Origin of the sequence: Pseudomonas lurida (assembly GCF_002563895.1) — a bacterium.
GTDB classification, from domain to species: Bacteria; Pseudomonadota; Gammaproteobacteria; order Pseudomonadales; family Pseudomonadaceae; genus Aquipseudomonas; species Aquipseudomonas lurida.
On sequence record NZ_PDJB01000001.1, the window covers coordinates 5,064,130 to 5,089,498 of the forward strand.

Below are 25,369 nucleotides of genomic sequence, written 5' to 3' on the forward strand. Positions count from 1 at the left end.
CGTGCCGATTGCCCGCCCACCACAGGCAGCCCGCTCGCCACCCGATACAGGCCGCTCATGCTATGGTGCTCGCCCACTTACTGTGCCTGCTCATCACCGTATGATCGTGATCCCACGCCCCCTGCGACTGACCTTTTACTCCCTGCTGATCATCGCCGGCGCGGTGCTGGCCGCTGCCCTGGCCACCCGCCACGCCGAACGCCAAGCCCTGGTGGATGATGCCGCCCGTGCCAATCAGCAGCTCGCGTTGTATGCCAACTCCCTGCACACGCTGATTGAGCGCTACCGCGCCCTGCCCGCCGTGCTGGCGCTGGACTCAGAAATGATCAGCGCCTTGAAGGGCCCCTTGGACGCCAGCACCCAGGACCTGCTCAACCGCAAGCTCGAACGCATCAACGGTGCAGCCCAGTCTTCCACCCTGGAACTGATGGACCGCACCGGCCTGGCCGTCGCCGCCAGCAACTGGAACCTGCCGAGCAGTTATGTGGGGCATAACTACGCGTTCCGACCGTACTTCAGCCAGACCCTCAGCCAGGGCACCGGGCGTTTTTATGCGGTGGGGGTGACCACCGGAATTCCGGGGTATTTCCTCTCCAGTGCGGTGGTCGATGAACACGAGCAGTTCCTCGGTGCCATGGTGGTCAAGCTGGAATTCCCGGAGCTTGAGCGCGAGTGGGCCCAGGGCAATGACCTGCTGCTGGTCAGTGATGCGCGTGGCATCGTGTTTATCGCCAACCAGCCGGGCTGGCGCTATCGCAACCTGCGGCCGTTGTCGGCCAGTGACCTCGCCGAATTGAAGGCCACCCGCCAATACGACAAAAAACAACTGCAGCCGCTGGAGACCCAGACGCTGCAGCGCTTTGATGAAAACAGCCATCTGATGCGCGTCAACGGCCCGGAGGGCAGTGCCAACTACATCTGGGAGTCGCTGCCGCTGAAAGCCGAAGGCTGGACCCTGCACCTGCTGCGCAAGCCTCAGTTCGCCTTTGAGGATCAACGTAACGCCGGGCTGGCCGCCGCCGGCTCCTGGCTGGCGCTGGTGTTCCTGGTGCTGTTCCTGACCCAACGCTGGCGCCTGGCCCGCCTGCGCCAGCGCAGTCGCGAAGAGCTTGAGCAACTGGTGGAAGAACGCACCCAGGCATTGCGTACCGCCCAGGATGGCCTGGTGCAATCGGCCAAGTTGGCAGCGCTGGGGCAAATGTCCGCTGCCCTCGCCCACGAAATCAATCAGCCGCTGACCGCCCAGCGCATGCAGTTGGCCACCTTGCGCCTGTTGCTGGATCACGGTCGCATAGACGACGCTTACCAAGCGCTCACTCCATTGGACGATATGCTCACGCGCATGGCCGCACTCACCGGCCACCTCAAGACCTTCGCGCGTAAAAGCCCGAGTGGCCTGCGTGAACGCCTGGACCTGGCCACCGTGGTCGATCAGTCCCTGCACTTGATGGACGCGCGCCTGCGCGATGAAGCCATCGGCGTGGTGCTGGACCTGACCCGCCCCGCCTGGGTCCGCGGTGATGCGATCCGCTTGGAGCAGGTGCTGATCAATCTGCTGCGCAATGCCCTCGACGCCATGGCCGACAAGCCGCGCAAACGCTTGGAAATCCGTCTGCATGCCGATCAACAGCTGTGGCAGCTCACCGTCAGCGACAGCGGCGGCGGGATTGCCGATGAGCATGTGAACAGCGTGTTCGACCCGTTCTTCACCACCAAGCCCGTGGGTGACGGGCTCGGCTTGGGGTTGGCGGTGTCCTACGCTATCGTGCACGAACTGGGCGGACGCCTGATCGCCGGCAACCGTGGCGACGGCGCGGTGTTTACCTTGACCCTGCCTATCGCGCTGGAGACGCCCGACCTATGTTGAACGCAGTGATTGTGGTCGATGACGAAGCCAGCATCCGCACGGCCGTCGAACAATGGTTGAGCCTGTCAGGTTTTGAGGTGCAGTTGTTCAGCCGCGCCGAAGCCTGCCTGGCGCAATTGCCCAGGGATTTTCCCGGGGTGATCCTGAGCGACGTGCGCATGCCGGGGCTCAGCGGCCTGGAACTGTTGGCCGAAGTGCAGCGCCGCGATGCGGACCTACCGGTGATCCTGCTTACCGGCCATGGCGATGTGCCGATGGCCGTCGAAGCCATGCGCGACGGTGCCTACGATTTCCTGGAAAAACCCTTCAGCCCCGACGCCTTGCTCAACAGCCTGCGCCGCGCCCTGGACAAGCGAGGCTTGATCCTCGAAAACCGCCGCCTGCATCAACAAGCCGACCATCGGGCGCAGCTTGAATCAACCTTGCTGGGCGTGTCGCGCGGTTTGCAGACCCTGCGCCGCCAGGTGCTGGACCTGGCGAGCCTGCCGGTCAACGTGCTGATCCGTGGCGAAACCGGCAGCGGCAAGGAACTGGTCGCCCGTTGCCTGCATGACTTTGGCCCACGGGCGAAGAAACCCTTTGTGGCGCTCAATTGCGCCGCCATTCCCGAGCAGTTGTTCGAGGCCGAGCTGTTCGGCCACGAGAGCGGCGCGTTCACCGGCGCCCAGGGCAAGCGCATCGGCAAACTGGAATACGCCCACGGTGGCACGCTGTTCCTCGATGAAATCGAAAGCATGCCATTGGCACAGCAAGTGAAACTGCTGCGCGTACTGCAGGAACAGAAACTGGAGCGACTGGGCTCCAATCAAAGCATTCACGTGGACCTGCGTATCATCGCCGCCACCAAACCGGACCTGCTGGAAGAGGCCCGCGCCGGGCGTTTTCGCGAAGACCTGGCCTATCGCTTGAATGTCGCACAACTGCGCCTGCCGCCGTTGCGTGAGCGTCGCGAGGATATCCCGCTGCTGTTCGATCACTTCGCACAGGATGCCGCCGACCGCCTGGGCCGCAGTGTCGAGCCCCTGAGCGGCACGCAACTGGGGCGCCTGCTCAGCCATGACTGGCCAGGCAATGTGCGTGAGTTGGCCAACGTCGCTGAACGCCAGGTACTCGGCCTTGGCGAGCCGGAACCCGAGGGTATCGAGGCCGGGCAATCCCTGGCCGCGCAGCAGGAGGCCTTCGAAGCCCACTGCCTCAAAGCTGCATTGACCCGGCACAAAGGCGATATCAAGGCGGTACTGGCCGAGTTGCAACTGCCACGGCGCACCTTCAATGAAAAGATGCAGCGCCATGGGTTAGTGCGCGATACCTTCCTCTAACCCCAGCAGGCCGCCATCGCGGGCAAGTCCGCTCCCACATTTGACTGTGTTTGCACGTTAGTAGGCAGGCGCGGGCATGCCCGCGATGGGAACGCCAGCCATAAGCGGAATTCCGCTCATCACATGAAATTTATCAGCGAGTTTCCGCTCAAAAAAATCCTGTACCCCTTCTAGACCGGGCCTTCATCCACCTGGCACAGCTCCTGCTATAGCCCCAGCCAGGCAGTGCGCAAGCACGCTCCATAAAAACAACTAGATGAAGGATCCTTCAATGGATAACTCCAACACCTTGCCTCTGGGGTCGGCGGCCGCGCCGACGAAAGAACGCACCACTTCCAGCCGGATCAAATCGATTTTCAGTGGTTCCGTCGGCAACATGGTCGAGTGGTACGACTGGTACGTCTACGCCGCCTTCTCGCTGTACTTCGCGAAAACCTTCTTCCCGAAAGGCGACACCACCGCCCAACTGCTCAACACCGCCGCAATCTTCGCCGTGGGCTTCCTGATGCGCCCGATCGGTGGCTGGCTGATGGGGCTGTATGCCGACAAAGTCGGGCGCAAAAAGGCCCTGATGGCCTCGGTTTACCTGATGTGCTTCGGCTCGTTGCTGATCGCCCTGAGCCCGGGCTATGAAATCATCGGTATCGGCGCGCCGATCCTGCTGGTATTCGCCCGCTTGCTGCAGGGCCTGTCGGTCGGGGGCGAATACGGTACCTCCGCCACTTACCTCAGCGAGATGGCGACCAAGGAACGCCGTGGTTTCTATTCCAGCTTCCAGTACGTGACCCTGATCTCTGGCCAGCTCATCGCCCTGGGCGTACTGATCGTGCTGCAACAATTGCTGACCACCGAGCAGCTGTATGCCTGGGGCTGGCGTATCCCGTTTGCCATCGGCGCCCTGTGCGCGGTAGTCGCGCTGTACCTGCGTCGCGGCATGGAAGAAACCGAGTCGTTCACCAAGAAGGAAAAAGCCAAGGAAAGCGCCATGCGCACCTTGATGCGTCACCCCAAGGAACTGTTGACCGTCGTCGGCCTGACCATGGGCGGCACCCTGGCGTTCTACACCTACACCACCTACATGCAGAAATACCTGGTGAACACCGTCGGCATGAGCATTTCCGACTCCACCACCATCTCGGCAGCGACGCTGTTCCTGTTCATGTGCCTGCAACCGATCGTCGGTGGGCTGTCGGATAAAGTCGGTCGTCGGCCGATCCTGATTGCCTTCGGGATCCTGGGCACCCTGTTCACCGTGCCGATCCTCACCACCTTGCACACCATCCAGAGCTGGTGGGGCGCGTTCTTCCTGATCATGGCTGCGCTGATCATCGTCAGCGGCTACACCTCGATCAACGCCGTGGTGAAAGCCGAACTGTTCCCGACCGAAATCCGCGCCCTGGGCGTAGGCCTGCCGTATGCCCTGACCGTATCGATCTTTGGCGGCACCGCCGAATACATCGCACTGTGGTTCAAGAGCATCGGCATGGAAACCGGCTACTACTGGTACGTGACCGCGTGCATTGCAGTGTCGTTGGTGGTCTACGTGACCATGAAAGACACCCGCAAACACTCACGCATCACCACCGACTAACCGTTGAGCGCAGTTCAAAATGTGGGAGCGGGCTTGCCCGCGAAAGCGGTGTGTCAGTCAACGATTGTAGAGACTGAACCACCGTATTCGCGGGCAAGCCCGCTTCCACATTGGTTATGATGTCTGCTCCGAAACCGAGAGCAGAACAGGCCATGTCCGACGATATCCATTTCTACGAACCCGCCAACGGCCACGGCCTGCCCCACGACCCGTTCAATGCCATCGTTGGTCCACGGCCGATCGGCTGGATTTCGTCACACGACCGTGAAGGTCGCCTGAACCTGGCGCCCTACAGTTTTTTCAATGCGTTCAATTACATTCCGCCGATCATTGGGTTTTCCAGTGTCGGGCGCAAAGACAGCCTGAACAACATCGAACAGACCGGCGAGTTTGTGTGGAACCTGGCGACCCGCCCGCTGGCCGAACAGATGAACCAGAGTTGCGCCGCCGTAGCGCCAGAGGTGAACGAATTCGAGTTGTCCGGCCTGACGCCGATGGCGTCCAAGATCGTTGGCGTACCACGGGTGGGCGAGAGCCCGGTGTCGTTCGAGTGCAAGGTGACGCAAATCATCCAGTTGCAACGTGCCGACCAGGCGTTGGTGCCGAGCTGGCTGGTGCTGGGCGAGGTGGTCGCGGTGCACATTGCCAAGTGGCTGCTCAAGGACGGGGTCTACGACACCGCCGCCGCCGAGCCGATCTTGCGGGGTGGTGGCCCGGCGGATTACTTCCAGTTGGGGCCGCAAGCGCTGTTCAAGATGTACCGGCCAGGCGCAACACCGCGCTGACTGAAATGCAATAAAACTGTGGGAGCGGGCTTGCTCGCGAAAGCGGTGGATCCGTCACAGCACTCTCGACTGACACTCCGCATTCGCGAGCCAGCCCGCCCCCACATTTGAATCGGCTGCGTTCTTCAGCTGTCGGCAGTTGCCCAGGTCAGTTGGCCGTCTTCATCCACATCGACCAAGCACTCAAGCTGCATAGTCGCTGCATCATCGGCATCGGAGGCGGTCTTGAACTTCTGTCCATCAAGGATCTTGTGAAACTGCGGTGCGCCCATGCCATCCAGTGCCTTGACGGCGACGGCGGCGCTGTAGCCCCCTTCACCCGGTACAACGGCGGATACGGCTTCGTGGTAGGCGAATTGTTTACGTGCCATGTTGCAGGTCCTGGCCAATGGAAAAGTCGGCCATTCTAAACCTGATCAGCCGGCGAGTTGCAGGTACTCGCCGTAGGCATGTGCGGCGGATGCGTCGGTGAAGGTCTGGAAGTCCATGCTGCGCACGACCATGTCGTTCAACAACTCGGTGAAGATCATCAGCGCCGGAGAATTGAAGTAGGCGCTCATCGCCTGCTCGCTGCTCCAGAAGCCGGAGATCAACCAGACATCGGGGTCGACCTGGGAATGCTGCAACGAGAATTGCAGGCAACCCTGAGCCTGACGGCCAGGTTCGATCAAACTGCTCAAGCGTGCACCGAGTTCGGTGCTGCACCCGGTGCGGGCGCGGATAAAGGCCATATGGCTCGCGGGAATGGGGGTGGACATGTTCGACTCTCCCGTTGAGAAGTGATGCTCGGCAAGCACTGTGGGGGTGTGCTGCCACAGGATCAAAGATAACGGCGCGGGTGTGGACGCGGTTAGTCGATTCCTGCCGGCTTATTGCACAATCCTGCGAGAAGCGTAAGCAGGACGTTCGACCTGCCGGTGTATTCCATGCACGAAGCCCTTGTTTCAGGGAGATGACAGCTATCGCGCTTGCCTGATTCACGATGTGTCGCAGGATCAGGCAAGGATTGTGCAGAATCGACGTAACACTGTTTGGAAAGCCGCCGTTAAGCTGGACCCCATCGAAGTAGCCAGTAGAGGACACGCCATGTCGTCGCCCGAACATACCTCCATCCCCCTCGATGCCGAGATGGAAAAACAGCGCGCCGAACTGGCCAGCATCGTGCACCGGCATACCTGGGAGGATGGTTCCTACGGTACGGCCATCACCACGTTGTTTCTGAACCGTCACAACACACCGCGTGATTTCATGCCGGTCCTGGTGGAACCGGCGCTGTGCATTCTTGCCAGCGGCAGCAAGGAAGTGCGCCTGGCCGACGAGATCTTTGCCTACGACCCACTCAACTACCTGGTGTTCTCGGTCGCAATGCCGGTGGCCGGCCGGATCATCGAGGCCACGCCAGAGGACCCGAACCTGTCGGTGCGCATCAATATCGACCCGGCGCAGTTGACGGCCCTGATCGCAGAGGCAGGACCGATGGGCGTGCCATCGCGCCCGACCTCCCGTGGCATGTACGTCGACCGTATCGACAACCAATTGCTCGACGCTGTGTTGCGCCTGGCGCGCCTGCTCGACACGCCCAAAGACATCGCCATGCTCGCGCCACTGATCAACCGCGAGATCCTCTATCGCCTGTTGCGGGGGCCTCAGGGTTATCGCCTGTATGAAATCGCCGTGGCCAACAGCCAGAGCCATCGGGTCAGCCAGGCGATCAAGTGGCTGAACGGCAACTATGAACAACCGCTGCGCATCGATGACCTGGCCCGGGAAGTCAATCTGAGCGTCTCGACCTTGCACCACCGCTTCAAGGCGATCACCGCCATGAGCCCGCTGCAATACCAGAAGCAACTGCGCTTGCAGGAGGCCAGGCGATTGATGATTGCCGAAGGGCTGGAAGCCTCGGCCGCAGGGTATCGCGTGGGGTATGAAAGCCCGTCGCAGTTCAGTCGGGAGTACAGCCGGTTGTTTGGCGCGCCGCCCCTGAGAGACCTGGCCCGGTTACGCCAAACCATCTGACCTGTTGGAGAGCAACCTGTGTGAGCTGGCTTGCCTGCTCACACAGTGGGTGAGCGTGAATTCAGTCTAATCCGCGGGGTAGCTGCAAGGTCACCCGCAAGCCACCCTCGCGCAAATTCTGCAAACTCACTTCACCGCCATGGCTGTGCGCAATGTTGCGCGCAATCCCCAGGCCCAAGCCGTAGCCCTGTTGCTGGCCAGCCAGGCGGAAGTGCGGTTCAAACACCTGTTCAAGACGCTGTTCCGGCACGCCGGGGCCTTCGTCATCCACGTGCAGGACGAACTCCGCGCCATCGTCCTCAATGTACAGGTGGGCGTTCTGACCATACTTCAACGCGTTGTCGATCAGGTTGCCGATGCAACGCTTGAGCGCCAGTGGCTTGCCTGGATAAGTCGTCAGGGCCCGTCCATGCTGGGTGACGCGGCCATTGCCGTTGGGCGCCAGGTAAGGCTCCACCAGGCAGTCGAGCACGTGGTTCAGGTCCACCGGCTCGATGTTTTCGTGGATATCCGTGTCCTTCACGCATTGCAGCGCGCCCTTCACCAACAACTCCAGTTCATCCAGGTCACGCCCGAACTTGGTCTGCAGGTTTTCATCTTCAAGCAACTCCACGCGCAGGCGCAGCCGGGTGATCGGCGTGCGCAAGTCGTGGGAGATCGCGCTGAACAATTGGCTGCGTTCCGTGAGGTAGCGGCTGATGCGCTCACGCATGGCATTGAACGCGCGGCCCACTTCCACCACTTCACTGCCACCGCCTTCGGCCACTGGCTCTACGTCGGCGCCCAGCGACATGTCCCGTGCCGCCCGCGCCAGGCGCTTGAGCGGCCGGCTCTGCCAGTGCACCAGCAAACCGATGAACAGCAGCAGGAAACCGCTGGTCAGCACGATGAACCACACCTGTTGGGACGGCAGGCCTTGCTCTTCGAGGCTGGTGTAGGGCTCGGGCAACAGCGAGGCAATGTACAGCCATTCGCCAGGCGCGAGCTGGATCTGGGTGACCAGCACCGGTGGGTTCACCGGTTCCAGGGTCAACGCGTAGTGCGCCCAGGAGCGCGGCAGTTCATCGAGTTTCAAGCCGGCATTGAAGATGCGCAGGTCTTCCGCGCTGACGAACTCCACCGAGATATGCACATCGGCGCCCAGGGTCTGCTTCAACACCTCATCCACCGCTTCAAGCACCGCCTGCTTACGCGGCGTCTGCGGCAGGATGGCCATGTCCAATGGACGATCATTGAGGGTCACGACAAAGCGAGTGCCGCCCATGCTGCGCAATTGGTCGAGCACCAATGGCCGATACGCTACCGGCAACGAACGGAAATAACTCACGCTGGCGGTCATCGAATGCGCCAGGCTGCGGGCGCTGGTGACCAGGCCTTCGAGCTGGGTGGCGCGCAGCTGCGATACCCAGATCACGCTGGACAGCGCCTGGGCAAACAACACGGCCAGCAGGGTCAGCATCAGCATGCGCCCCAGCAACGAGCGCGGCACCGGGAGGCGGCGACGGTGCTCGGTCACATGTTCAGTGGGCATTGCCGGCAACCACGCTGGCTGCCAGTTGATAACCACTGCCGCGCACCGTGCGGATCAGCCTCGGCGGCTTTTCGGTGTCACGCAGGCGTTGGCGCAGGCGGCTGACAGCCATATCGACGATACGGTCCAGCGGCATCAGGTCACGGCCACGGGTGGCGTTGCCGATGGTGTCGCGGTCAAGGATCTGCTGTGGGTGGTCGAGAAACAATTTGAGCAGGGCAAAGTCGGCACCGGAGAGGATCACTTCTTCGCCGTCCACATGGAACAGGCGATGGCTGATCATGTCCAGGCGCCATTCATCGAATACCAGCACGTCTCCCCCCGCACTACGCTCCTGGCCAAACTGGCAGCGGCGTAACAGGGCCTTGATGCGCGCCTGCAACTCGCGGGGGCTGAAGGGCTTGCCGATGTAGTCATCGGCGCCCAATTCCAGGCCGATCACGCGGTCGGCCTCGTCGGAACTGGCGGTGAGCATGATGATCGGCACCTGCGCCTGGCGCGGGTGCTGGCGGATCCAGCGGCAAAGGCTGAAGCCGTCCTCGTCCGGCAACATCACATCGAGGATGACCAGGTCGCACGGCGCCTCGTTCATCGCCTGGCGGAACCCCGCGCCATCCGGCACGCCACGCACCTGGAAACCGGCGCGACTGAGGTAGGTTTGCAGCAATTCGCGGATTTCCTGGTCGTCGTCGACGAGGAGAATGGATTTACTGATTACGCTCACGGGGTCCTCCTTGTTGTTAGGGCCAAGCTTACGTCATTTGTTGTCCTTGAGGCCCTCTTCGCGAGCAAGCCCGCTCCCACATCCACCCCATTCCAACTGGATGCATGCGGTCGAACGAGGGCGCTGGCGAGCCTGCGAGGGAAGCCTCACTGCCTACGCAAAAGCCTGCTCCAGGGCGACTCCAGCCCCGGTCAAGCCGGAATACGGTGCGGTCACCAACCACACCGGGATGCCCCGCAAGTAGTCGCTCATGCAACCTTTGTCGCTAAAGCTCCTGGCAAAGCCACTGTTGATAAAGAAGTCGGCAAACCTCGGTATCACGCCGCCCACGATGTACACGCCACCGCGTCCACCGGTGGTCAGCACATTGTTGCCGGCGACCCGGCCCAGCCAGATGCTGAACTGGTCCAGTACTTCCATGGCCACCGGGTCACCGGCCAGGCCTGCGGCCGTGATGGCCTCGGGCGTTTCCAGTACCGGCGCGTGGCCGTCAACGGCGCAGATCGCCCGGTACAGGCGCGGTAACCCGCCACCGCTCAAGGCGGTTTCGGCGCTGACATGGCCAATCTCGGTATAGATGTGCTGCCACAGCTGGGTTTCCCGCGGGCTGCTCAGGGGCAGGTCGACATGCCCGCCCTCCCCCGGCAACGCCGCAAAGCGGCCAGCGCCAAGGTCCAACAAGGTACCGACACCCAGGCCGGTGCCCGGACCTATCACCACGGCAGGACGCAATGGCTCCGGCGTACCTTCGCAGACCACGCGGAATTCGTCGGGCTTGAGGCGGGTCATGCCCAGGGCCATGGCCGAGAAGTCATTGACCAGCAGCAGTTCGTCCACTTGCAGGGTTTTACAGAAGGCCGTCTTGCTCAGGCGCCAGTGGTTGTTGGTGAATTTGAACTCATCACCGCTCACCGGCCCGGCCACTGACAGGCACACCGCACCGATGTCGCCGATTTGCAGGCCTTCCTCGTCGAGGTAAACCTTGATCGCGTCCTCAGGGCTTGGGTAATCCGCCGTGGCATGCACCCGGATCGAATGCAGCTCTTGATCTCGCCACAACGCAAAACGGGCGTTGGTACCCCCGATATCACCGACCAGCGCTAGCTTCACTTAAGCGTCTCCAAGGCAGAGGTAAAGGCGCTGGCGCCCTGCTCTGCGGAGCTTGCGGCCAAGCGCATAAATGCAAACAGCTCGCGACCGGCCCCCACGTTATTGCCCAACAGGCCCGTGGCAGGCGCGCGCGCTGCAAATTCTCCGGCGTCCACCTTAAGCTCCAGGGTGCCCTTCACGCCATCCACGCGAATGATATCGCCATCGCGCACCCGCGCCAGTGGCCCGCCGCTCTGGGCTTCGGGGTTGACGTGGATCGCGGCGGGGATCTTACCCGACGCGCCGGACATGCGCCCGTCTGTTACCAGGGCGACCTTGAAGCCGCGGTCCTGCAACACGCCGAGGAACGGCGTCATTTTGTGCAGCTCCGGCATGCCGTTGGAGCGCGGGCCCTGGAAGCGCATCACCGCGACGAAGTCTTTTTCCAACTGGCCGGCCTTGAACGCATCGGCCAGGTCCTGCTGGTCCTGGAACACCACGGCGGGGGCTTCGACAATCTGGTGTTCCAGGGCTACTGCAGACACTTTCATCACGCCACGCCCGAGGTTGCCCTCCATCACGCGCAAGCCGCCCTCCGGCGAGAACGCGCGGGCCACGGGGCGCAGGATGGTTTCGTCGAGGCTTTCGATGGGACCTTCGCGCCAGATCAGCTCGCCGTCGACCAGGAACGGTTCCTGGGTGTAGCGGCTCAGGCCCTTGCCCGCCACGGTGTTGACGTCTTCGTGGAGCAGGCCGGCCTCGAGCAGCTCGCGGATCAGGAACGACATGCCGCCCGCCGCCTGGAAGTGGTTGATGTCGGCCTTGCCGTTTGGATACACGTGGGACAGGGTCGGCACGACCTCGGAAAGGTCGGCCATGTCCTGCCAGGTCAGGATGATCCCTGCCGACATGGCGATAGCCGGCATGTGCAGGGTGTGGTTGGTGGAACCGCCGGTGGCGTTGAGCGCGACGATGGAATTGACGATGGATTTTTCGTCGACGATCTCGCCGATCGGCGTGAAGTTGCCGTTAGCCTTGGTCAGGCGCGTGACCTGGTGCGCGGCCTCGCGGGTCAGCGCATCGCGCAGCGGCGTGTACGGGTTGACGAACGAGGCGCCTGGCAGGTGCAGGCCCATCACTTCCATCAGCAGCTGGTTGGTATTGGCGGTGCCGTAGAAGGTGCAGGTGCCGGGGCTGTGGTAGGACTTCATCTCCGATTCCAGCAGCTCCTCGCGGGTGGCCTTGCCTTCGGCGTAGCGCTGGCGTACGTCGGCCTTCTGCTTGTTGGAGATACCCGACGGCATAGGGCCACCCGGTACAAAGATCATCGGCAGGTGGCCGTAGCGCAGCGCGCCCATCATCAGGCCCGGCACGATCTTGTCGCAGATGCCCAGCATCAGCGCGGCGTCGAACATGTTGTGGGACAGCGCTACCGCCGTGGACATGGCAATCACTTCACGGCTGAGCAGGCTCAACTCCATGCCGGGTTCGCCCTGGGTCACACCGTCGCACATCGCCGGGGTGCCGCCGGCGAACTGGCCGACCGAGCCGACTTCGCGCAGGGCTTTCTTGATCTGTTCCGGGAAGTGTTCGTACGGCTGATGCGCCGAGAGCATGTCGTTATATGAAGAAACAATTGCCACGTTGGCGGCATTCATCATGCGCAGGCTGTTTTTGTCTTCGGTGCCGCAACCGGCCACGCCATGGGCAAAGTTGGCGCATTGCAGCTTGCCGCGCATCGGACCGTCGCTGGCTGCGCCGCGAATGAGCGCAAGGTAAGCCTCGCGGGTGGCGCGGCTGCGGGCGATAAGCCGTTCGGTGACCTCAAGAACGCGGGGATGCATGTTTAGAACTCCAGGCTAACGGATGTGGCGACCTGAGTGTCTATGCTGATCAAACGCCCGCAGCGCATGGGATGGCAGGGAGTCGTTTGGATCATCGGACCAGTTGATTCAGGTCACTCGTTGTAGATTGAACAAAATATTGCCACTAAAAAGGCTTGTTTTCTATTTTTATGCGAATAATCTTGTAATTCTTACAACAAATCGACGACAGGCACTTTCCAATGACTCTTCGTATCGCAATCAATGGTTTTGGCCGTATCGGCCGTAATGTCCTGCGCGCACTGTATACCCAAGGCTACCGCCAGGATTTGCAGATCGTCGCCATCAATGATCTGGGCGACAGTTCGATCAATGCCCACCTGCTCAAATACGACACCGTACATGGCACTTTCGAAGCAGAGGTCGCCCACGATCAGGAAAGCCTGACCGTCAATGGTGACCGGATTGCCGTCAGTGCCATTCGTAACCCGGCCGACCTGCCCTGGGCCGCGCACAAGATCGACGTGGTGTTCGAATGCACCGGCCTGTTCACCGATCGTGACAAGGCTGCCGCCCATATTACCGCTGGCGCGCGCAAGGTGATTATCTCGGCACCGGCCAAGGGCGCGGACGCCACCGTGGTCTACGGCGTCAACCATGACATTTTGCGTCAATCCCACCAGATCATCTCCAACGCCTCGTGCACCACCAACTGCCTGGCGCCCGTGGCCCAAGTGCTGCACCGCGAGCTGGGTATCGAAAGCGGCTTGATGACCACGATCCACGCCTACACCAACGACCAGAACCTGACCGACGTCTACCACACCGACCCGTACCGCGCGCGCTCGGCGACCCAGAACATGATCCCGAGCAAGACCGGCGCCGCCGAAGCGGTAGGCCTGGTACTGCCGGAACTGGCAGGCAAGCTGACCGGAATGGCCGTGCGGGTGCCGGTGATCAACGTGTCGCTGGTGGACCTCACCGTGCAACTGAAGAAAGACGCCACGGCGGACGAAGTCAACGCACTGCTCAAGGAAGCCAGCCAGCACTCGAAGATCCTCGGCTACAACACCCTGCCGCTGGTTTCCAGTGACTTCAACCACAACCCGCTGTCGTCGATCTTCGATGCCAATCACACCAAGGCCAGTGGCAAACTGCTGAAAGTGCTGGCCTGGTATGACAACGAGTGGGGTTTCTCCAACCGTATGCTGGATAACTGCCTGGCGCTGTGCAACGCCGAGTAATCCAGTGGGAGTGGGCTTGTGTGGGAGCGGGCTTGCTCGCGAATACAGACGCCTCGGTTCATCTGAATACCGAGGTGATGCATTCGCGAGCAAGCCCGCTCCCACATTTGTCCTGTGCAAAACAGCTCAAAGTGCCACTTGCCATTTGAGTTGATGATAAGCATTATCATTAACTGCAAATCGGTCTGGTATCACTGTGAGCCAATCTCGCTTCAACCACGTCTTTCTCACCCAACGGGTGATTTTGCTTCGCACCTTGCAGCGGATGGTGAACAACCACAGCACCGCCGAGGACCTGTTGCAGGAAACCTACCTGCGCGTCACCCGGGCCCTCAGTGAGCGGCCGATCGATCACCTTGAACCGTTCGTCTATCAAACCGCGCGCAACCTCGCGCTGGATCATCTGCGCGCGCGTCGCATCCAGGCCCGCACGTTGCAGGAAGATGTTCCACTGGACGTCCTGCAAAGCGTTGCCGCCCCCATCAGCACACCCGAAGACGCCACCCAGGCCGAGCAAATGCTTGAGGCCCTGAGTGTCAGCCTCGGCCAGTTGAGCGCCCGCCAACAGCAGATTTTCATTCTCAGCCGCCTGCACGGTTGCAGTTACCAGGAGATCGCCGATCAGCTGTCTGTGTCCTTGAGTACCGTGCAAAAGGAACTGAAATTGATCATGGCCATCTGTGTAGGTGTGGCCGAACGGCTGGATCGGCCTTAAGCTTCACCCGGCAGAAACGTCGACCCAAGCTGTAGGAAAGTTGAATAGAACGTGGCGAAGACCCGAGGAACACCGTGACGGACCCGAATAAACTGCGCCCCCATGAGCTCGCTCATGAGGTGTTGCAAGACACGGCTATGGACCAAGCCCTCGACTGGCTGATCGTCTTGCAGTGCCCGCAGCCCGGACAGCAGGCCGAATTCGAAGCCTGGTTGGCCAGCGACCCCGCCCACGTCCACGCCTTCGGCAAGGCCCAGGCCGCCTGGGGCGGCGCGCCCGTACACAGCGCCGCCGTCGCACTGGCCGCGCCGCGCAAACCCAGCGCCTGGCACCGGATCAAACCGCATTGGAAACCACTGGCCACCGCCGCCGTGTTGTTGATCGGCCTGTTCAGCTTCAGCAACCTGCCAGTACGCCTGCAAGCCGATCACCTCACCGTGGTCGGTGAACGCCAGCGCCTGCAATTGGACGACGGCTCCAAGGTGTTGCTCAACACCAACTCGGCGTTTTCCAGCAGCATCAAGGACCACCAGCGCATCGCACGCCTGTACCAGGGCGAGGCGTTCTTCGACATCGTGCCCAGCCATGGCGCGCCCCTGGAGATCGATGCCGGCCCCGTCCGCGCCAGCGTGCGCGATACTGCCTTCGCCGTGCGCTACCTCAATGGCGAAGCACAGGTACAAGTACAGCGCGGCGATGTGGACCTGAGCAATACCTTCGACGATGCCCGCGTGCGCCTGACGGCCGGTGAAAGTATCCGCATCGGGCCCAAGGGTTTCGGCCAACCCGCCAAGCTGGACGCCAACAAAGATTTGGCCTGGGTGCAGGGTCGGCTGATCTTCGAAAACTGCCCGATGAGCGAGGTGCTCGCCGAATTGCGCCGCTATTACCCGGGCTGGATCGTCAACACCAACGACCAACTCGCCAGCGTCGCGGTCACCGGCAATTACCGCCTCGACCAGCCCTTGGACGTCGTGCGTTCACTGGCTCACATCACCTCGGCCAAGCTGTCGGAATACCCGGCGCTGGTGATCTTGAACTAAATGAGAATTATTTTTACTCGATAGCCGACGGTGGTACGTCTCGTCTTAGCCAATGCAACTGATTCCTATTTGTCTCGGTTCGCAACTATAAGATTCGTACCCCGGAGCGCTCTCGATGTCCTCTTGTTTCAACCGCCGGTCCTCTTCGCCCGTCCTGTCCTTGCTGACTGCAGCCATCCTGCTGGCGGGTGCGCCCGTGATGACGGCCACCGCCGCCGAACCTGCCGCACGCAGCCACGGCAACTACAACTTCAGCATCGAACAGCAACCGCTGGTCTCTGCGCTGAACGCCTTTACCGCCGTGACCGGCTGGCAGGTCGGCCTGCCGGCGGAACTCGGCCAGGGTGTGTCGTCCCCTGGCGCACGCGGGCCGCTGTCGCCGGAAAAGGCCCTGGACCGGCTGTTGGTGGGGACCAACCTGAGCTACCGCAAACTGGGCAATAACAACATCGTGCTGGAAAGACGCGCGTCGGGCGGCACCCTCAACCTGCAGCAGGTGACCATCAGCGCCACCCGCAACGAGCAGAACATCAGCAGCGTACCGAGCACCGTGACCGTGCAGGAGCGCGAGGAACTGGACCGCCAGAACGTGAATACCATCCGTGAACTGGTGCGTTATGAACCCAACGTCTCGGTCGGCGGTGCCGGTGGCCGCTCGAGCAATTCGGGCTACAACATTCGCGGCATCGACGGCGACCGCATCCTCACCCAGGTCGATGGCGTGGAAGTGCCGGACAACTTCTTCAACGGCCCCTACGCCAAGACCCGTCGCAACTACGTCGACCCGGAAATCGTCAAGCGCGTGGAGATCCTGCGCGGCCCGGCTTCGGCCCTGTACGGCAGCAGCGCCATCGGCGGCGCCGTCAGCTACTTCACCCTCGACCCCGAGGACATCATCAAGCCCGGCCAGGACTTCGGTGCCCGCCTGAAAACCGGATACAGCTCCGCCGACGACAGCTGGCTGACCTCCGGCACCGTCGCTGGGCGCGTGCAGGACCTCGACGGCTTGCTGCACCTGAGCCAGCGCAACGGCCATGAAATGGAATCCTACGATGGCAACAACGCCACGGGCTTGGCGCGCACCGGTGCCAACCCCGAGGATGCGCGCACGACCAACGTGCTGGCCAAGCTGGGTTGGAATTATGGCGATGACAATCGCTTGGGCCTGACCTACGAGAAGTACAAGGACGATCGCGACGTCAATCTCAAGAATGCCGTGGGTGGTCCGTTCACCGGCGGGCGCGGCTTCAACTTCTACCGTGCGCGGTCGGGCAACGACACCATCACCCGCGAGCGTTTTGGTATCGAAAACCGCTTCGCCCTGGACTCGCCAATTGCCGATCAGATCAAGACCAGCCTCAATTACCAGATCGCCAAGACCGACCAGTCCACCGCCGAAATCTACCAGCCGTCGCGGCGTGTCTTGCGCACGCGCGAAACCCTTTACGAAGAAAAACAATGGGTCTTCGATGCCCAGTTGGATAAGGCCTTCAGCATCGGTGACACCGACCACCAAGTCACTTATGGCACCACCCTCAAGCAGCAGAAAGTCACCGGCTCGCGCGAAGGCTCCGCCACTTGCCTGGCTGTCGGCGGCGGTTGCACGGCCATCGGCGCACCCAGCCCGACGGCCAGCGACAGCGTGAAGAAGGCCAGCGATTTCCCGGACCCGACCATCAACACTTACTCGCTGTTCGCGCAGGACCAGATCACCTGGGACAAATGGACCTTCCTGCCCGCCGTTCGCTACGACTACACCCAACTCAAGCCCAAGTTGACTGAAGAGTTCCTCAACACCGTTGATCCGACACGGATCTACGCCCACAGCGACAAGGAAAAGACCTGGCACCGCGTCACGCCAAAATTCGGCCTGACCTATGCGCTGTCCGACCAATACACCTGGTTTGGCCAATACGCTGAAGGCTTCCGCACGCCTTCCGCCAAAGCCTTGTACGGCCGCTTTGAAAACCTGCAGCAGGGCTACACCGTCGAGCCCAACCCGGATCTCAAGCCGGAAAGCAGCAAAGGCGTGGAGACCGGGATTCGCGGCCACTTCGAGTCTGGCTCGTTTGATATCGCCGTGTTCTACAACAAATACCGCGACTTCATCGACGAGGACGCCGCCGTCGCCGGCGGTACCGCACAGCAATTCGAAGCCAACAACATCAAGCACGCCACCATCAAGGGGATCGAAGCCAAGGGGCGCCTGAACCTCGACGCGTTCGGCGCCCCGCAAGGCCTGTACACCCAGGGTTCGGTTGGCTACACCTACGGCCGCAACGACGACAATGGCGAACCGCTCAACAGCGTCAACCCGCTCAAGGGCGTATTCGGCCTGGGCTACGACCAGGACCACTACGGTGGCCTGCTGAGCTGGACCCTGGTGAAGAAGCAGAATCGCGTCGACAGCACCACGTTCCACGCGCCTGATGGCAGCACCACTGCCCCCTTCAAGACCCCAGGCTTCGGCGTCCTCGACCTGACCGCCTTCTACAAGGTCACCAACGACGTGACCGTCAATGGCGGCCTCTACAACCTCACCGACAAGAAGTACTGGAACTGGGATGACGTGCGCAGCTACGACGGCGTCGGGGAAGCCGGTGTGACCTCCCCGGCCAACCTTGACCGCCTGACCCAACCCGGTCGCAACTTTGCGATCAACGTGATCTGGGACATTTGACGACGCCCACTCACCTCGTCGAATTTCATCGACGAGGTGAGGATTTTTTACTGTGCCGCGTCTTCTTGTTCGTCTAGTTGATAACAGCTCTCTTTCGGGCACCAAGGCGCTTCCCTTCTCAAGGACTTTTTCATGACCGCTTCCCCTACCGCAGAACGTGCAAGCCTGCGCTCCCAGCGCCTGAACCAGATTACCAACGAGCCACACACCAAGCTCGACGCCCTGGTCAAGGCCCACGCCCCGTTTGAAACCCAGGCCAATTTCGCCCGTTTCGTGGTGGCGCAGTACCTGTTCCAGTCAGAACTGGTAGCGCTTTACAACGATGCTGAACTGATCAAGATCGTGCCGGACCTGGCCGAGCGCTGCCGCGCTGAAGCCGCCAGGCTGGACCTGGGCGATCTGGACACTGAAGTGCCTGCGCCGGTCGCCGGTGCCGTGAAGAACCCAAGCAAGGCCGAAGCCCTGGGCTGGCTGTTCGTGTCCGAAGGCTCCAAGCTGGGCGCCGCATTCCTGATCAAGCGTGCCGTGGGCCTGGGCCTGAGCGAAACCTTCGGTGCCCGTCACCTGGGTGAGCCGGCCGGTGGTCGTGCCGAGGGCTGGAAAAGCTTCACCCGCACCCTGGATGCGCTGGAATTCAGCCCCGAAGAAGAAGCCGCAGTGGAAAAAGGCGCCATCGACGCGTTCGTGCGCTTCACCGTATTGCTGGAACAGGCGTACGCTACGGCCCCTGAACTGGCCTGACCCTTGGTTGGAATGCGATGACCATGTGGGAGCGGGCTTGCTCGCGAATGCAGTGTGTCAGCCAACACATCTCTGACTGATCCACCGCATTCGCGAGCAAGCCCGCTCCCACACTCAGATCTCATTTCATATTGATTTTCTGTGATATCCCTGCACATGACCGGCAAAACCCAATCCACCTCGAAAATCGCCCGGATCCTCTTCGGCCTGCTGGCCTACGTCAGCCTGGGCATCGGGTTGGTGGCGATTGTCGTGCCGGGTTTGCCCACCACCGAATTCATCCTCCTCGCCGCCTGGGCCGCCACCAAAAGCTCGCCGCGCCTCAGCGCCTGGCTGGAAAACCATCGGCTGTTCGGGCCGATCCTGTTCAATTGGCGCAACGGCAAAATCATCGCGCGCCGGGCCAAGGTCAGCGCCACCGTGAGCATGCTGCTGTGCGCCTTTCTCATGCTGGTGATGCTCGATCACGGCTGGCCGATCTACCTGGCAATTGCCGGTATGAGCCTGGGCAACCTGTGGATCTGGTCACGCCCGGAGCGGCTCGCACAGCCCATATAGCGCTGCGTGTAGGCTTTTTCCTACCGCTCATCGACTGTTTCTCATGAATTGATTTGTGACGCCGATGTTTCAGACAGAGCGCTGAATGGACTTGGCCTGCACTGCGTGCCATCCAACACGTCCATTCGCGAGTGAACCTATGTTCGACACCCTCTCCATCCGCTTGAAAATCGTGCTGTTGTCCGGCCTTTGCCTGCTGGGGGTGATTGCGCTGGTCGTCAGCATCAATATCTACAACACCAACCAGAATGATCGCCTGGTGAGCGACGCCAGCTCGCGCATGCTCACCGCCAGCGTGGAGCAACTGCTCCAGGCCAAGGCTGCCGAGCAAGCAGTGCAGTTGCAGAAAACCTTTGGCGACAGCCTGGTGGCCGTGACTGCCCTGGCCGACCAGATCAAGGACCTGCGCAAGCTCGCGGCACAACGCGGGCTGGAACCCGGCGCACTGCGCGAAGCACTCAACCAGAGCCTGAAAACGGCCTTCGAACGCAACAACAAGGTGCTGGGTATCTGGCTCTCATTCGAGCCCAATGGCCTGGATGGCAAGGACAGCGAATTCATCGATGACAAGGCCCGCGTCTCCAACGAGAAGGGCCGTTTCTCCAGCTACTGGAGCCGTGCCGGTGGCGAAGGCCTGAACACCATCATGGTCGAGGACGACCTGACCAAGACCACCCTCAACCTCAGCGGCACGCCCTACAACATCTGGTACACCTGCCCACGCGACACCCGCAACACTTGCCTGCTGGACCCGTACGAAGACACCGTAGCCGGTAAACCCGTACTGATGACCACCATCTCGCTGCCGCTGATCGTGGACGGTAACGTCATTGGCGTGGTGGGTGTCGACATCGCTCTCAACGCCTTGCAAGCCAGCACCGACGCCGCACAGAGAGATCTGTTCAATGGCGCCGCGCACCTGGAGATTCTTTCCAGCACCGGGCTGATTGCCGCCTACAGCGGTGAACCGGCCAAGGTCGGCAAGAACCTGATCGACACCCTCGGTGCCGAAGGCAAGGAAATCGTGCAGCGGCTGGCGAGCGACAACCGCATGATCCGCGAACAGGACGGCACCATTCGCGCGGTGTACCCGGTCAAGCCGATTGCCGACGCCAAATCCTGGGGCGTGGTGATCATGCTGCCCAAAGCGGTGATGCTCGCCGACAACGTCAAACTGCACGCGGTACTCGACGATGCGCAGGCAGCCGGCACCCTCAAGACGCTGCTGGTGGCCGCTGCCGCCGGCCTGCTCGGCTTGCTGCTGATCTGGCTCACCGCCACCGGCGTCACCCGGCCGATCAACAGCGTGGCCGCCATGCTCAAGGACATCGCCAGCGGTGACGGCGACCTCACCCAGCGCTTGGCGTACGCGAAGAAGGACGAGCTGGGCGAACTGGTGAACTGGTTCAACCGCTTCCTCGACAAGTTGCAACCGACCATCGCGCAGATCAAGCAAAGCATCACCGAAGCCCGTGGCACCGCTGACCAGTCCTCCGCCATCGCGCGCCAGACCAGCGAAGGCATGCAGGTGCAGTTCCGCGAGATCGACCAAGTGGCCACCGCGTCCAATGAAATGAGCGCCACCGCCCACGACGTGGCCAACAGCGCCTCGAATGCCGCCAGCGCGGCACGCGGCGCCGATCAGTCGGCGCGTGAAGGTATGTCGATCATTGAGCAGAGCACCCGCGATATCACCTCCCTGGCCGAAGAAGTCAGCAAGGCCGTGGGCGAAGTCGAAGCCCTGGCGGTCAACAGCGAGCAGATTGGCTCAGTGCTGGAGGTGATTCGCAGCATCGCCGAGCAGACCAACCTGTTGGCACTCAACGCCGCCATCGAAGCGGCGCGCGCCGGGGAAAGCGGCCGTGGGTTTGCGGTAGTGGCCGACGAAGTGCGCAACTTGGCCAAACGCACCCAGGACTCCGTGGAAGAGATCCGCGTGGTGATCGAACGCATCCAGAGTGGCACCCGTGGCGTGGTTGCCACCATGCATTCGAGCCAGAACCAGGCCCAGAGCAATGCCGGGCAGATCCATCAGGCAGTGCAAGCCCTGGGCAAGATCAGCGATGCCGTCACCGTGATCAGCGACATGAACCTGCAGATCGCCAGCGCCGCCGAACAACAGAGCGCCGTGGCCGAAGAGGTCAACCGCAATGTCTCGGCGATCCGCACCGTGACCGAAACCCTCACCGGCCAAGCCACCGAGTCGGCGGCCATCAGCAGCCAACTCAATGCCCTGGCCAGCCAGCAGATGAAGCTGATGGATCAGTTCAGGGTCTGACTCGGTTGCAAAACCACTGAGATCCATGTGCGAGCCGGGCTTGCCTGCGATGCAGGCAAGCCGGTGTACCTAAAAGTACCGAGTCGATGCTATCGCAGGCAAGCCAGCTCCCACGGAGAGCAGGCTGGCGCTGGTCTAGAGACCGGTCCAGGCGCTGACAAACTGCGTCAGGTCTTCTTTAGCGGCGGTACGCGGCGGGTTCTGCGGCGTTCCCAGGTAAAGGAAGCCAATCACTTCCTCATCCGCCGCCAGCCCCAGGCCTTTGGCAACGTGGGCCGAGTAGGACAATTCGCCAGTGCGCCACACCGCACCAATCCCTTGGGCATACGCCGCCAGCAGGATGCCGTGGGCCGCGCACGCCGCAGCCAGCAGTTGCTCGGACTTGGGCACCTTGAAGTGTTCTTGCAGGCGGGCAATCACCACCACCACCAGCGGCGCGCGCAACGGGCCATTCTGGGCCTTGTCGATGGCGGCTTGCGGTGCGTCGGCGTCCTGCAGGCGTGCGGCCTCGGCCAGCAGCGTGCCCATCTGCTCGCGAGCAGCCCCTTCAACCGTCAGGAAACGCCAAGGGCGCAACTGGCCGTGGTCGGGCGCGCGCATCGCGGCGGCGAACAGCACGTCGCGCTGCTCCTGGGTCGGTGCCGGTTCCAGCAGGCGCGGCACGGAAACACGGTTGAGCAAAGCGTCGAGAGCCTGCATTGGCCACCTCCAGAAAAAAATGTGCGGTCATTCTAGCGGGAATGAATCGGGATGCCATCAAACGATAATTGCTCTTATTCATTGAGCCCCGCCCTGTTAGACTTTGCGACCCTATTTTCTGCCGTGGTTCAGGAAACTCGATGTTCCGTTCACTACTTCGCCTGTCCGCAGCGCTACTGGCCTTGAGCCTGGCAGCCTGCGATGACGCGCCAAGGTTTACCAAGGCTGAGCCGGGTGAATCACGGGCGGGCGGCGCTGCGACGGTAAACAAGCGCGACCAGAACGCGTTTTCCCTGCCCTCGGCGAACCTGTCGCCCACCCGGCGCCTGGACTTCAGCGTCGGCAACAGTTTCTTTCGCAGCCCTTGGGTGATTGCGCCGTCCACCACCACTGCGCGCGATGGCCTGGGCCCGCTGTTCAACACCAACGCTTGTCAGAACTGCCATATCAAGGACGGCCGCGGGCACCCGCCGCTGCCCGACGCCACCAATGCGGTGTCAATGCTGGTGCGCCTGTCGATTCCGGATGCACCGGCGTATGCCAAGGCCATCGAGCAGATTGGGGTAGTACCCGAGCCCGTCTACGGCGGGCAACTGCAAGACATGGCGGTGCCCGGCGTCGTACCCGAAGGCAAGGTGCGGGTCGACTACACGCCGGTCAACGTCACGTTCAAGGACGGCACCGTGGTCGAGTTGCGAAAGCCAGACCTGCAGATCACTCAATTGGGCTACGGCCCGATGCACCCGCAGACCCGTTTCTCGGCTCGCATCGCCCCGCCGATGATCGGCCTGGGCCTGCTCGAAGCCATCAGCGACGCCGATATCCTGCGCAACACCGACCCGAAGACCGCCGACAAAGAAGCCATCGTCGGCCGCGCCAACTGGGTCTGGGACGACGCCCAGCAGAAAACCGTGCTGGGGCGTTTTGGCTGGAAAGCCGGGCAGCCCAACCTCAATCAACAAAATGTTCACGCGTTCTCTGGCGATATGGGCCTCACCACCACCCTGAGACCGTTCGATGACTGCACCGACGCCCAGGTCGCCTGCAAACAGGCCCCCAACGGCAACGGCGCCGATGGCGAGCAGGAAGTCAGCGACAATATCCTGCGCCTGGTGCTGTTCTACACGCGTAACCTGGCCGTGCCGGTACGCCGTGACGTCAATACGCCGCAGGTGCTGGCCGGGAAAAACCTGTTCTATCAAGCGGGCTGCCAGGGTTGCCACACGCCGGCGTTCACCACGTCCGCCAACGCCGCCGAACCGGAACTGGCCAACCAGGTCATCCGCCCCTACAGCGACCTGCTATTGCACGACATGGGCGACGGCCTGGCCGACAACCGCACCGAATTCAAGGCCGGTGGCCGCGACTGGCGCACGCCGCCGTTGTGGGGCATCGGCCTGACGCAAACCGTGAGTGGCCACAGCCAGTTCCTGCATGACGGCCGCGCCCGCAACCTGCTCGAAGCCGTGCTATGGCACGGCGGTGAAGCACACGCGGCGCGCCAGCATGTGTTGTCCTTCAATGCCGAGCAGCGCGCTGAGTTGCTGGCGTTCCTGAATTCTTTATAAGCTTTGCCCCAATTACAGAAGGGAGCTCGACATGTTCCGTCCCAAGTTGTTGTTCACCAGCCTTGCCGCCCTCGCCCTCGGTGCCTGCTCGCCCCAGGACCCGCAAGCGGTGACCTCGGCGGCCATCGCCAAGCAAGTGATCCTGCCGACCTACAGCCGTTGGGTCGAAGCTGACCGCCAGTTGGCCGTCAGCGCCCTGGCCTACTGCCAGGGCAAGGAAAGCCTGGACACCGCGCGTGCCGACTTCCTCCACGCACAAAAGGCCTGGGCCGAGTTGCAACCGCTGCTGATCGGGCCGCTGGCCGAGGGCAACCGCGCCTGGCAGGTACAGTTCTGGCCGGACAAGAAGAACCTGGTAGGACGTCAGGTCGAGCAACTGGTTAGCGCCCAGCCGCAGATCGACGGCGCCGCCCTGGCCAAGTCCAGCGTGGTGGTGCAAGGCCTGTCGGCCTACGAATACATCCTCTATGACGCCAAGACCGACCTCGCCGACGACGCCCAGAAGGCCCGTTACTGCCCACTGTTGGTGGCCATCGGTGACCGGCAGAAGGCCCTGGCCGAAGAGATCCTGGCCAGTTGGAACAGCACCGACGGCATGCTCGCGCAGATGACCAAGTTTCCAAACCAGCGCTACGCCGATTCCCACGAAGCCATCGCCGACCTGCTGCGCGTCCAGGTGACCGCACTGGACACCCTGAAGAAAAAACTCGGCACGCCGATGGGCCGCCAGACCAAGGGCATTCCACAACCGTTCCAGGCCGATGCGTGGCGCAGCCAGTCGTCCCTGCAAAGCCTCGAGGCCAGCCTCGCAGCGGCCCAGACCGTGTGGGTCGGCGTCGACAACAAAGGCCTGCGTGGCCTGCTGCCGTCCGAGCAGAAGCCGTTGGCCGACAAGATCGACGCGGCCTACGCCGCGTCGCTGAAACTGTTCGCCAGCAACCAGCGCACCCTCAATGAACTGCTGGCCGATGACGCCGGTCGCCAGCAGCTCAACGATATCTACGACAGCCTCAACGTCGTCCACCGCCTGCACGAAGGCGAACTGGCCAAGGCGCTGGGCATCCAATTGGGCTTCAATGCCAACGACGGTGACTGATG

21 protein-coding genes and 1 pseudogene are annotated in these 25,369 nt (G+C 62.0%); 15 read left to right on the top strand and 7 right to left on the bottom strand.

Going from position 1 to position 25,369, the window contains the following annotated elements:
* Positions 1-100: 100 nt before the first annotated feature.
* The 4 genes from ATH90_RS23020 (at position 101) to ATH90_RS23035 (ending at position 5,562) form a co-directional block, all read left to right on the top strand.
* Positions 101-1,867: an ATP-binding protein gene (locus tag ATH90_RS23020; protein ID WP_034109175.1), complete on the top strand. Its 1,767-nt coding sequence runs from the start codon at positions 101-103 to the stop codon at positions 1,865-1,867.
* Positions 1,861-3,186, top strand: coding sequence for a sigma-54-dependent transcriptional regulator (locus tag ATH90_RS23025; RefSeq protein ID WP_098467313.1), 1,326 nt, complete (start codon positions 1,861-1,863; stop codon positions 3,184-3,186). The genes ATH90_RS23020 and ATH90_RS23025 overlap by 7 nt, the downstream gene beginning before the upstream one ends.
* Before the next feature lie 271 nt (positions 3,187-3,457).
* Complete coding sequence (locus ATH90_RS23030; protein ID WP_034109177.1) at positions 3,458-4,777, top strand: MFS transporter; 1,320 nt, start codon at positions 3,458-3,460, stop codon at positions 4,775-4,777.
* 152 nt (positions 4,778-4,929) lie between these two features.
* Positions 4,930-5,562 carry a flavin reductase family protein gene (locus ATH90_RS23035; protein WP_098467314.1) on the top strand — a complete coding sequence of 211 codons (633 nt, stop codon included), beginning with the start codon at positions 4,930-4,932 and terminating at the stop codon, positions 5,560-5,562.
* 125 nt (positions 5,563-5,687) lie between these two features.
* On the opposite strand, the gene ATH90_RS23040 is transcribed toward ATH90_RS23035, so the two are convergent.
* Positions 5,688-5,933, bottom strand: coding sequence for a hypothetical protein (locus ATH90_RS23040; RefSeq protein WP_098467315.1), 246 nt, complete (start codon positions 5,931-5,933; stop codon positions 5,688-5,690).
* A gap of 45 nt (positions 5,934-5,978) precedes the next feature.
* Entirely contained in the window at positions 5,979-6,320 is a 342-nt protein-coding gene (locus ATH90_RS23045; protein WP_010208042.1) for an antibiotic biosynthesis monooxygenase family protein, read from the bottom strand.
* A 328-nt stretch (positions 6,321-6,648) separates the two neighbouring features.
* On the opposite strand from ATH90_RS23045, the gene ATH90_RS23050 reads away from it, so the two are divergent.
* Positions 6,649-7,578, top strand: a complete 930-nt coding sequence (locus ATH90_RS23050) for an AraC family transcriptional regulator (RefSeq protein WP_034109180.1) — start codon at positions 6,649-6,651, stop codon at positions 7,576-7,578.
* 61 nt (positions 7,579-7,639) lie between these two features.
* Here the strand turns inward: ATH90_RS23050 and ATH90_RS23055 are convergent, their stop codons facing one another.
* The 4 genes from ATH90_RS23055 to edd all read right to left on the bottom strand — a co-directional run bounded on the left by ATH90_RS23055 (position 7,640) and on the right by edd (position 12,766).
* The gene (locus tag ATH90_RS23055) at positions 7,640-9,067 is read right to left on the bottom strand and encodes an ATP-binding protein (protein ID WP_199523022.1); all 1,428 of its coding nucleotides are present in this window, start codon (positions 9,065-9,067) and stop codon (positions 7,640-7,642) included.
* Between the two features lie 31 nt (positions 9,068-9,098).
* Entirely contained in the window at positions 9,099-9,833 is a 735-nt protein-coding gene (locus ATH90_RS23060; protein WP_034109182.1) for a response regulator, read from the bottom strand.
* Between the two features lie 153 nt (positions 9,834-9,986).
* The gene (locus ATH90_RS23065) at positions 9,987-10,943 is read right to left on the bottom strand and encodes a glucokinase (protein WP_098467316.1); all 957 of its coding nucleotides are present in this window, start codon (positions 10,941-10,943) and stop codon (positions 9,987-9,989) included.
* Entirely contained in the window at positions 10,940-12,766 is a 1,827-nt protein-coding gene (gene edd / locus ATH90_RS23070) for a phosphogluconate dehydratase (RefSeq protein WP_034109184.1), read from the bottom strand. The genes ATH90_RS23065 and edd overlap by 4 nt, the downstream gene beginning before the upstream one ends.
* Before the next feature lie 221 nt (positions 12,767-12,987).
* Here edd and gap point away from each other — a divergent pair, with 221 nt between their 5' ends.
* The 8 genes and pseudogenes from gap (at position 12,988) to ATH90_RS30025 (ending at position 22,004) form a co-directional block, all read left to right on the top strand.
* The gene (gene gap, locus ATH90_RS23075) at positions 12,988-13,989 is read left to right on the top strand and encodes a type I glyceraldehyde-3-phosphate dehydrogenase (RefSeq protein ID WP_034109185.1); all 1,002 of its coding nucleotides are present in this window, start codon (positions 12,988-12,990) and stop codon (positions 13,987-13,989) included.
* A gap of 196 nt (positions 13,990-14,185) precedes the next feature.
* A complete protein-coding gene (locus ATH90_RS23080) occupies positions 14,186-14,704 on the top strand; it encodes an RNA polymerase sigma factor (protein ID WP_069078249.1) in 519 nt (172 codons plus the stop codon).
* A 74-nt stretch (positions 14,705-14,778) separates the two neighbouring features.
* Positions 14,779-15,747 (top strand): FecR family protein, encoded by a 969-nt coding sequence (locus ATH90_RS23085; RefSeq protein ID WP_069078248.1) that lies wholly within the window; start codon positions 14,779-14,781, stop codon positions 15,745-15,747.
* Between the two features lie 115 nt (positions 15,748-15,862).
* Positions 15,863-18,427 (top strand): TonB-dependent receptor, encoded by a 2,565-nt coding sequence (locus ATH90_RS23090; RefSeq protein ID WP_098467317.1) that lies wholly within the window; start codon positions 15,863-15,865, stop codon positions 18,425-18,427.
* Positions 18,428-18,559: 132 nt separating this feature from the next.
* A complete protein-coding gene (locus ATH90_RS23095; RefSeq protein ID WP_069078246.1) occupies positions 18,560-19,168 on the top strand; it encodes a biliverdin-producing heme oxygenase in 609 nt (202 codons plus the stop codon).
* A gap of 156 nt (positions 19,169-19,324) precedes the next feature.
* Positions 19,325-19,726, top strand: coding sequence for a YbaN family protein (locus ATH90_RS23100; protein WP_034109190.1), 402 nt, complete (start codon positions 19,325-19,327; stop codon positions 19,724-19,726).
* Positions 19,727-20,006: 280 nt separating this feature from the next.
* Positions 20,007-21,146 (top strand): annotated as a pseudogene (locus ATH90_RS30020) (methyl-accepting chemotaxis protein); the annotation flags it as partial.
* Positions 21,147-21,248: 102 nt separating this feature from the next.
* Positions 21,249-22,004 (top strand): methyl-accepting chemotaxis protein, encoded by a 756-nt coding sequence (locus tag ATH90_RS30025; RefSeq protein ID WP_371919454.1) that lies wholly within the window; start codon positions 21,249-21,251, stop codon positions 22,002-22,004.
* Positions 22,005-22,139: 135 nt separating this feature from the next.
* Here the strand turns inward: ATH90_RS30025 and ATH90_RS23110 are convergent, their stop codons facing one another.
* On the bottom strand, positions 22,140-22,703 hold the full coding sequence (locus tag ATH90_RS23110; protein WP_034109192.1) for an NAD(P)H nitroreductase: 564 nt from the start codon (positions 22,701-22,703) through the stop codon (positions 22,140-22,142).
* Between the two features lie 140 nt (positions 22,704-22,843).
* Between ATH90_RS23110 and ATH90_RS23115 the strand changes: the two genes are divergently transcribed.
* Both ATH90_RS23115 and ATH90_RS23120 read left to right on the top strand, forming a co-directional pair.
* Positions 22,844-24,271, top strand: coding sequence for a di-heme oxidoreductase family protein (locus tag ATH90_RS23115; RefSeq protein WP_098467319.1), 1,428 nt, complete (start codon positions 22,844-22,846; stop codon positions 24,269-24,271).
* Between the two features lie 31 nt (positions 24,272-24,302).
* A complete protein-coding gene (locus ATH90_RS23120) occupies positions 24,303-25,367 on the top strand; it encodes an imelysin family protein (protein ID WP_034109194.1) in 1,065 nt (354 codons plus the stop codon).
* The last annotated feature ends 2 nt before the right edge of the window (positions 25,368-25,369 follow it).

What these genes read in the sequence shown, in the direction of transcription:
- ATH90_RS23020 (WP_034109175.1), top strand. Translation starts at nt 101, where the DNA reads ATGATCGTGATCCCACGCCCCCTGCGACTGACCTTTTACTCCCTGCTG.
- ATH90_RS23025 (WP_098467313.1), top strand. Translation starts at nt 1,861, where the DNA reads ATGTTGAACGCAGTGATTGTGGTCGATGACGAAGCCAGCATCCGCACG.
- ATH90_RS23030 (WP_034109177.1), top strand. Translation starts at nt 3,458, where the DNA reads ATGGATAACTCCAACACCTTGCCTCTGGGGTCGGCGGCCGCGCCGACG.
- ATH90_RS23035 (WP_098467314.1), top strand. Translation starts at nt 4,930, where the DNA reads ATGTCCGACGATATCCATTTCTACGAACCCGCCAACGGCCACGGCCTG.
- ATH90_RS23040 (WP_098467315.1), bottom strand. Translation starts at nt 5,933, where the DNA reads ATGGCACGTAAACAATTCGCCTACCACGAAGCCGTATCCGCCGTTGTA.
- ATH90_RS23045 (WP_010208042.1), bottom strand. Translation starts at nt 6,320, where the DNA reads ATGTCCACCCCCATTCCCGCGAGCCATATGGCCTTTATCCGCGCCCGC.
- ATH90_RS23050 (WP_034109180.1), top strand. Translation starts at nt 6,649, where the DNA reads ATGTCGTCGCCCGAACATACCTCCATCCCCCTCGATGCCGAGATGGAA.
- edd (WP_034109184.1), bottom strand. Translation starts at nt 12,766, where the DNA reads ATGCATCCCCGCGTTCTTGAGGTCACCGAACGGCTTATCGCCCGCAGC.
- gap (WP_034109185.1), top strand. Translation starts at nt 12,988, where the DNA reads ATGACTCTTCGTATCGCAATCAATGGTTTTGGCCGTATCGGCCGTAAT.
- ATH90_RS23090 (WP_098467317.1), top strand. Translation starts at nt 15,863, where the DNA reads ATGTCCTCTTGTTTCAACCGCCGGTCCTCTTCGCCCGTCCTGTCCTTG.
- ATH90_RS23095 (WP_069078246.1), top strand. Translation starts at nt 18,560, where the DNA reads ATGACCGCTTCCCCTACCGCAGAACGTGCAAGCCTGCGCTCCCAGCGC.
- ATH90_RS23100 (WP_034109190.1), top strand. Translation starts at nt 19,325, where the DNA reads ATGACCGGCAAAACCCAATCCACCTCGAAAATCGCCCGGATCCTCTTC.
- ATH90_RS30025 (WP_371919454.1), top strand. Translation starts at nt 21,249, where the DNA reads ATGCAGGTGCAGTTCCGCGAGATCGACCAAGTGGCCACCGCGTCCAAT.
- ATH90_RS23110 (WP_034109192.1), bottom strand. Translation starts at nt 22,703, where the DNA reads ATGCAGGCTCTCGACGCTTTGCTCAACCGTGTTTCCGTGCCGCGCCTG.
- ATH90_RS23115 (WP_098467319.1), top strand. Translation starts at nt 22,844, where the DNA reads ATGTTCCGTTCACTACTTCGCCTGTCCGCAGCGCTACTGGCCTTGAGC.
- ATH90_RS23120 (WP_034109194.1), top strand. Translation starts at nt 24,303, where the DNA reads ATGTTCCGTCCCAAGTTGTTGTTCACCAGCCTTGCCGCCCTCGCCCTC.